This window comes from uncultured Pseudoflavonifractor sp. (assembly GCA_904419835.1).
Classification (GTDB): Bacteria; Bacillota; Clostridia; order Oscillospirales; family Oscillospiraceae; genus Pseudoflavonifractor.
On record CAJFTA010000086.1, the window covers coordinates 1 to 7,140 of the forward strand.

The 7,140-nt window shown below is 60.6% G+C and carries 5 protein-coding genes and 1 pseudogene; 4 read left to right on the top strand and 2 right to left on the bottom strand.

Annotated features, from left to right (window positions below; genetic code table 11):
- Positions 1–77 precede the first annotated feature (77 nt).
- A pseudogene (locus QZY67_RS11370) lies at positions 78–1,070 on the top strand (transposase).
- 17 nt (positions 1,071–1,087) lie between these two features.
- Here QZY67_RS11370 and QZY67_RS11375 read toward each other — a convergent pair.
- Both QZY67_RS11375 and QZY67_RS11380 read right to left on the bottom strand, forming a co-directional pair.
- Positions 1,088–2,260 (bottom strand): YibE/F family protein, encoded by a 1,173-nt coding sequence (locus tag QZY67_RS11375; protein ID WP_295370410.1) that lies wholly within the window; start codon positions 2,258–2,260, stop codon positions 1,088–1,090.
- 91 nt (positions 2,261–2,351) lie between these two features.
- A complete protein-coding gene (locus tag QZY67_RS11380) occupies positions 2,352–3,932 on the bottom strand; it encodes an alkaline phosphatase (RefSeq protein WP_295370412.1) in 1,581 nt (526 codons plus the stop codon).
- A 198-nt stretch (positions 3,933–4,130) separates the two neighbouring features.
- Between QZY67_RS11380 and QZY67_RS11385 the strand changes: the two genes are divergently transcribed.
- The 3 genes from QZY67_RS11385 to lysS all read left to right on the top strand — a co-directional run bounded on the left by QZY67_RS11385 (position 4,131) and on the right by lysS (position 7,074).
- Positions 4,131–4,832 carry a hypothetical protein gene (locus tag QZY67_RS11385; protein ID WP_295370414.1) on the top strand — a complete coding sequence of 234 codons (702 nt, stop codon included), beginning with the start codon at positions 4,131–4,133 and terminating at the stop codon, positions 4,830–4,832.
- A gap of 190 nt (positions 4,833–5,022) precedes the next feature.
- Entirely contained in the window at positions 5,023–5,496 is a 474-nt protein-coding gene (gene greA / locus QZY67_RS11390; protein ID WP_295370416.1) for a transcription elongation factor GreA, read from the top strand.
- Positions 5,497–5,571: 75 nt separating this feature from the next.
- On the top strand, positions 5,572–7,074 hold the full coding sequence (gene lysS / locus QZY67_RS11395; RefSeq protein ID WP_295370418.1) for a lysine--tRNA ligase: 1,503 nt from the start codon (positions 5,572–5,574) through the stop codon (positions 7,072–7,074).
- Positions 7,075–7,140 lie beyond the last annotated feature (66 nt).

A 7,140-nucleotide genomic window follows, 5' to 3' on the forward strand; every position in this document is an offset into this window, starting at 1 on the left:
TCAGTCTGTCGAAAAAGTCCAGCAAATGCTGGGCTTTTTCGTTTATACGAGGTAAAATAGAGGAGGAGGTGAGAGGGATGCTGGAACGAGGGAGGATGGACCGTAATGTGATTGAGTTGGTAGGAATCGAGAGTCTGCGGAGCATTTGCTGCGGAAAATAGACAAGGCTGTAGATTTCAAACGTCTATATGAAATGGTGGAACCATTGTACAGTGAAGACAATGGCAGGGCGAGTGTAGACCCGGTGGTGCTGTTCAAAATGGGACAGCAAACCAGGTATTCCGTTGGATTTTGGAGGAGATAGCGGAGGCCGGTTATCTTTCTCCCAAGGCGGTATTTATAGACGGTACGCACATCAAGGCCAACGCCAATAACAAGAAACAGGTGAAGGTAGAGATTCCGGCGGCATCCAGGCACTATGCCAAGGAAGTGATGGAAGAGGTAAACGAGGACCGGGAGGCTCATGGGAAGAAACCGTTTGATGATGATGACGAGCCTGGCGCTCCAGCAAAGAAGCGGCGGGACAATATTTCGAAGAAAAAGCTGGCGCGGCGGAAGAAGGAGAAGGTGCGTACTGTAACTCGGAGCGTAACCGATCCGGACAGCGGCCTGTTTGTGAAAGGAGACCACAAGCGGCAGTTTGCCCATGAGGCCCATACAGCCTGCGACAAGCATGGCTTTGTTCTGGAAGCAGTCGTTACCCATGGAAATGTACATGACAGCGTGGCGTTTGATGAAGTGTATGACCGTGTGACAGCGGACTTCCCGGAAGTAGAGACGATTGTTGCCGATTCCGCCTACAAAACTCCTCACATCTGCAAAACCAGAAACTCTACAAGCGGCGAAAAGAAACCATTGAACGGGTTTTTGCCGATGCCAAGGAAAAACACGCCATGCGTTATACCCAGTATAGAGGCTTGGCCCAGGTATCCAACTGGGTGAAGCTGAAATTTGCTGCCATGAATCTCAAAAAACTGGCCAGGTGGTTATGGCAGGTGAAGCTTGCTCCATTTGCACTTTTCCTTCTTTGGCCTCTATTCCACAGAAACCCGCCTATGCTTGACGCATAGGCGGGTTTCTCGACAATTTATCTGCGCTGTTCGGGAGACACGGCGGGAGTGCGGCCTGCGCTTCTGGTCAGGAGCCAGCCGCTAGTGAGGGCGGTGAAGGGCGCCACCGTGACCAGCCCAAAGGAGCCCACCACCGTATGGATAATCTCGGCGGCCACGTACTTGTAGTTGAGGATGTGCTGTACCGGCGTGCCCTGGGCCATGAAGACCATGAGGAGGGCTACATATCCGCCGGAATAGGCCAGCAGCAGCGTAGTGGTCATGGTACCCATGGCGGCCCTGCCCACGTTCATGCCGGATTTGACAGCCTCTCTCCAGCCGATGTCGGGCCGCTTCTCCACAACCTCATTGACGGCGGAGGTGATGTCCACAGACAGATCCATGACCGCCCCGGAGGCACCGATAAAGATGGAAGCCATAAAAATCCGGGTCAGATTCAGGTCTTGGTATCCGGCATAGAGCAGGCTCTCGGAGCTCTGCATGACGGCGCCGTGGATTTTGAACAGGTCGGTGAAGGCGGCGCCCAGCAGGCAGGTCACCAGAACGCCCAGGGAGGCGCCGGACACGGCGGACAGGGAGCGGCGGTCAAAGCCGTAGACCAGGGAGATAATCAGGATGGTCAGGCCCAGGGTGATGGCCAGCCCGATAAGGATGGGGTTAAAGCCTTTGAGGTAGAGGGGGACCAGAACTTTCCACAGCATCAGGATAGTCAGCACGAAGGAGAGGATGGCCCGTATGCCGGTGCGGCCGGCAAAGAGGATGAGCAGCGCGGCAAAGAGCAGGGCCAGCAGCGCCTCCGCACCCATACGGTCGTGGTCAATCATGGTGACGTTGGTGATGCCGTCCTCCGAGAAGCTGACCACCACCAGCGCCCTGTCGCCGGGGGAGAAGAGCTTGTCCTGCTCCACCGACCCGTTGAGCATATTGATGCCCACTGTGGTCTCGCCTTTGAAGCGCCCGCCCAGCAGCTCCAGCGTGCAGCGCTGCTCGCCGGAGCGGACCAGCCCGGTGTCGACAATGGTGGAGTTGTCCACGCTTACAACCAGAGCGGAGCAGCGGTCTGCCTCCTGGTACTGCACGGCGTCCTCATACCCGGTGGGCAGGAGCATCAGAACCACAATGAGCAGCAGGCACAGGGCCACAGGGGCATAGTAGCGGCGCTTGGCCGGGTCTCGGAGAAGGGAATTCATATTGACGAGGACATCCTTTCTGTATCAGCAGACGGATGCGGCAGAATTTGCCGCATCCGTCTGCTTTTTTATGAGGAGGGGAAGGGAAAAATCAGGCCACGCCCAGCATATCGGCCAGCTTGTTGTAGATCTCGGTGTTGTCATAGTAGCCGTTGAACGCCCCGGCGCTGACGCCGTGGGCCAGCACGGCCACGGGCAGGCCGGTGTGGCTGTAGGAGGTGAAGGAGATGCCGGCTTTGTTGTTGATAATGTGGGTGATGGTGACGCTCAGGGGCTCGTAGGTGCCGTAGAGCACGTACTCCTCCTGCTCATACTCGCTGGCGGCGGTGCCGTTGATGCTCTTCTCATAGGCGGCACGCAGCTGCTCCTGTTCATAGGCGGTGAGCACCAGCTTGTCACCCTCCTCGCCCTGGGTCTTCAGGCCGAAGAGCGTCTCAATGTCCTTGAGCACGTCCTCAAAGGGGGTCTTGTTCTCCTTGTAGGCGGCGACGTAGTCGCTGTCAAACTTGGCGTAGGAGATCTTCTGGTTCTCCAGCAGGTCCAGATAGGTATCGTAGTCGGTGCCGGCAAAGCCGATGGTCATGCCGCCGGTCTCATGGTCGCCGGTGACCAGGATAAGGGTCTCATCAGGGTGATCGGCGGCGAAGTCGATGGCCACCTGGACCGCGTCGGCCAGGGCCTGGGTGTCGTGGATGGCGGAGGCGGCGTCGTTGGCGTGGCAGGCCCAGTCGATCTTGCCGCCCTCGCACATCATGAAGAAGCCGGTGTCGTTGTCCAGCACCTCGATGCCCTTGGCCACATAGTCGGCCAGGGACCACATGTCGTCGGTACGGTCAATCTCGTAGGCCATGGCGTCGCTGTCGGCCAGGTGCTCGTCAATCAGAATGACCTTGCCGTCCTCAGCGGAGACGGCCTCGGCCTCAGCCTGGGTCTTGACCACCTTGTAGCCGGCCTCAGCGGCCAGGTCGTACAGGTCGGCCTGGTCGCCCTCGGAGCCGGTGGGCTTGAGCAGCGCGCCGCCGGCGAAATAGTCGAAGCCGGAGTCGACCATCTCCAGGCCGATCTCGTAGTAGCTGTTGCGGCTGGCCTGGTGGGCGTAGAAGGCGGCGGGGGTGGCATGGTTCAGGTTGACCGAGGTGATGACGCCGATCTTATAGTCCTTCTGATCCTTCAGCTGCTCGGCGATGGTCTCATAGGCAACCGAGCCGGTCTCGTCCACGTTGATGGAGCCAGAGTAGGTCTTGTGGCCGGTGGAGATGGAAGTGGCGGTGGAGGCGGAGTCGGGCGCGAAGGAGTTGGAATCAAAGGTGATGGCAGAGCCGGCGGCATCAAAGTTCATGAAGTTGAGATACTCGGGCCCGTCCAGAATGGCGCCCTGGTTGTCGTCCAGGCTGGGGGCGGCCTGCCAGTAGTCCTCGTCCTTCAGCGCGCCCAGGAAGTCAGAGGTGGACTGAATCTGGGGATAGCTCATGCCGTCGCCGATGAAGAGAAAGACATACTTGGGGGCTGCTGCGGTCTGCTCGGTCTCGGCGGAGAGCTGCTGGGCTGTGGGCTGGGAAGGGACGGACGCGGGGGGAGTCGCCTGGCCGGCGGGGGTGCTGCCGCAGCCGGCCAGTATGCCGGTCAGCGTGGCGGCGGCTAGGGTGAGGGCCAGGGAGCGTTTGAGCTTCATTTCAAATTTCCTCCATTCGATGTCGTATAGGTGAAGCCGGAACGGCTCTATCATAGCCGTTTCAGAGGCGGCCTGCTATCTGAAAACGGTAAACAGAGGAAAAGAGAGAGTAAAGAATTGTAAGGGGCATGGAAAGGCGGAGTGGGGAATATACTCCCGATGACAGAGACCGTTGGGGGGAGAAAGATGCTGGGGCATATGGCGATGACCGGAGAAAAGGGCTGGAAGACGGTTTTGGACAGCCGTGAGGTACTGGGCCTGCCGCTGTTGCGGGCGCTGGTGCCGGGCGTGGAAGGGCGGCACGAGAAGCGGCGGACGCGGCGCGTGGAGCGGGCCGCCCGGCGCCTGCGGGAGGCTGGGGTCCGCCGGGTACTGGCCGGGCCGGGATTTCCATACTGGGAGCAGCTGGAGGCCCAGGGCCTGCGGGGCGTGGACCCGGAGCCCATGTGCCAGGCCATGGCCGCGGAACTGGCGCTGGCGGCGCTGGCGCGGGACGGGCGGCCGCCTGAGCGGGCGGTGGTGGCGCTGCGGGGCGGACGGGTGTCCCGGCCGCTCTTTCAAGCCGCGGTGGCGCTGTGCCCCCGGGTGCGGGGCGTGGAGGTGTGCGTGCCGGGGGGAGGAGCGGAGCTGGCGGACCATCTGCGCCGGGAGTACGGCCTCCCGGTCCTGGAGCGGGAGCGGCCCGACCTGGTGCTGGAATTTTCCCCCGTTCAGGCCGGAGCGGGGGATGACAGAACCATGGCGCTTTACGGCCCGTCCCCGCGCCTGCTGGGGCTGACGCTCCGGCCGCCCATGCCGATTCCCGGGGACTTCGCACCATTGCCGCTGACGGCCGCCCTGTGGGAGATGGGGCTCCTTTCCCAGCCGCCCGCCATTGTGCCGGAAGGGGAAGAAAGATGAACCGCCGGGCGGCTTTGGGGCGGGAAAACCCTTGACAGAACCAGATAAACTACCTATAATACGTAACGTCACTATTGCGAGATAGTGGGTTTTTTCTTATACGCAAAAATAGGGACCGACCGGGCCTGACAACTCCGGAGATCCCCTTCACGGTTGAAATTTTTTGAAACGGAAAGGTGTGCGCAGCAGCATGGCGAAAGAATTCAAGCTCAGCCCTGAGCGCTGGAAGGAACTGAAAGACGAACTGGTCTATCTGAAGACCGTCCGTGAGAAAGAGGTGGCCGATCAGATCAAGGAGGCCCGTTCCTTCGGCGACCTGAGCGAGAACAGCGAGTATGACGAGGCCAAGAATGAGCAGGGCAAGCTCTACTCCCGGATTGCCGAGGTGGAGAACATCCTGGACAACTGCGTGGTCATCGAGGAAGAGGTCCACGACGGCAAGACCGTCCGCCTGGGCAGCAAGCTCAAGGTGCTGGACGTGGAGTTCAACGAGGAGCTGGACTACGAGGTGGTGGGCTCTCAGGAGGCCGACCCCATGAACGGCCGTATCTCCGAGGATTCCCCCTTCGGCCGGGCCCTGCTGGGCAAGAGTGTGGGCGAGGACGTGGTGGTGGAGGCCCCCGCCGGCTCCCTGCACTATAAGGTGCTGTCCATCAGCAAGTAAGCTGGGGCGGGCCTCCAGCGGAAACAACAAAAGAGAGGCCGGGAGGACCCGGCTGTAAGATAAGGAGCAAGGAGTATGACAGAGAATACCAACGCCCCCGTTCAGGAGGAGCAGTCCCTTTCGGAGCTTCTCCAGATCCGCCGGGACAAGCTGAAGGAGCTGCAGGACGCGGGGATGGACCCCTTTCAGCAGACCAAGTACAGCGTGACCGCCCACTCCCAGGAGATTAAGGATAACTTTGAGACCATGGAGGGCCAGACGGTCTCTGTGGCCGGACGGCTCATGTCCAAGCGGGGCATGGGCAAGGCCGTGTTCTGCGACCTGCAGGACGTTCAGGGCCGCATCCAGTTGTACGTCCGCATTGACGAGCTGGGGGAGGAGCCCTTCGCCCGGTTTAAAAAGGTGGACATCGGCGACATCGTGGGCGTGGAGGGCGAGGCCTTCCGCACCAAGCGGGGCGAGATCTCCGTCAAGGCCAGCACGGTCACCCTCCTCTCCAAGTCCCTCCGGCCCCTGCCTGAGAAGTTCCACGGCCTGACCGACAAGGAGACCCGCTACCGCCAGCGGTACGTGGACCTGATTGTCAACCCCGAGGTGCGCCAGGCCTTTGTGGTCCGCTCCCGGTTCATCAAGCACGTCCGGGAGTTCCTGGACAACCGGGGCTATATGGAGGTTGAGACCCCTGTGCTCAACACCATCTCCGGCGGCGCCACCGCCCGGCCCTTCATCACCCACCACAACACCCTGGACATCGACATGTATATGCGCATCGCCACCGAGCTGCCCCTGAAGCGGCTGATTGTGGGCGGTATGGACCGGGTGTACGAGCTGGGCCGCATCTTCCGTAACGAGGGCATGGACCCCAAGCACAACCCCGAGTTCACCACAGTGGAGCTCTATCAGGCCTTTGCCGACTTCAACGACATGATGGACCTGTTCGAGGAGCTGCTGTCCTCCGCCGCCCAGAAGATTCTGGGCACCTATGAGGTGGAGTGGCAGGGGGAAAAGATCGACCTGACCCCCGGCTGGCCCCGGCTGCCCATGCACGAGGCGGTGAAGCAGTACACCGGCCTGGACTTCATGGCCATCACCTCCGACGAGGAGGCCGTGGCGGCCGCCAAGTCCATCGGCGTGGAGCTGCCTGAGACCGCCGATAAGACCTGGGGCAACGCGCTGTACGAGGTATTTGACCAGCGGGTGGAGGAGAAGCTGATCCAGCCCACCTTTATCACCATGCACCCCGTGGACGTGTCCCCCCTGGCCAAGCGGTCTCCCAAGGATCCCCGGCTCACCGAGCGGTTTGAGCTGTTTATCTGCCACAGCGAGATGGGCAACGCCTTCTCCGAGCTCAACGACCCCATCGACCAGCGCCAGCGCTTCCAGAAGCAGGTGGAGCTGCGGGACAAGGGCGACGACGAGGCCGGCATGATGGACGAGGATTTCCTCAACGCCCTGGAGTACGGCATGCCCCCCACGGGTGGCCTGGGCATCGGCATTGACCGCTGCGTGATGATGCTTACCAACTCCGACACCATCCGGGACGTGATTTTGTTCCCCACTATGAAGCCGTTAGATTAAAAAACACTGATATTTCAACGGTCCTGAGACTTTGACCAACGAGATTTACGACCAATTTACGACCAA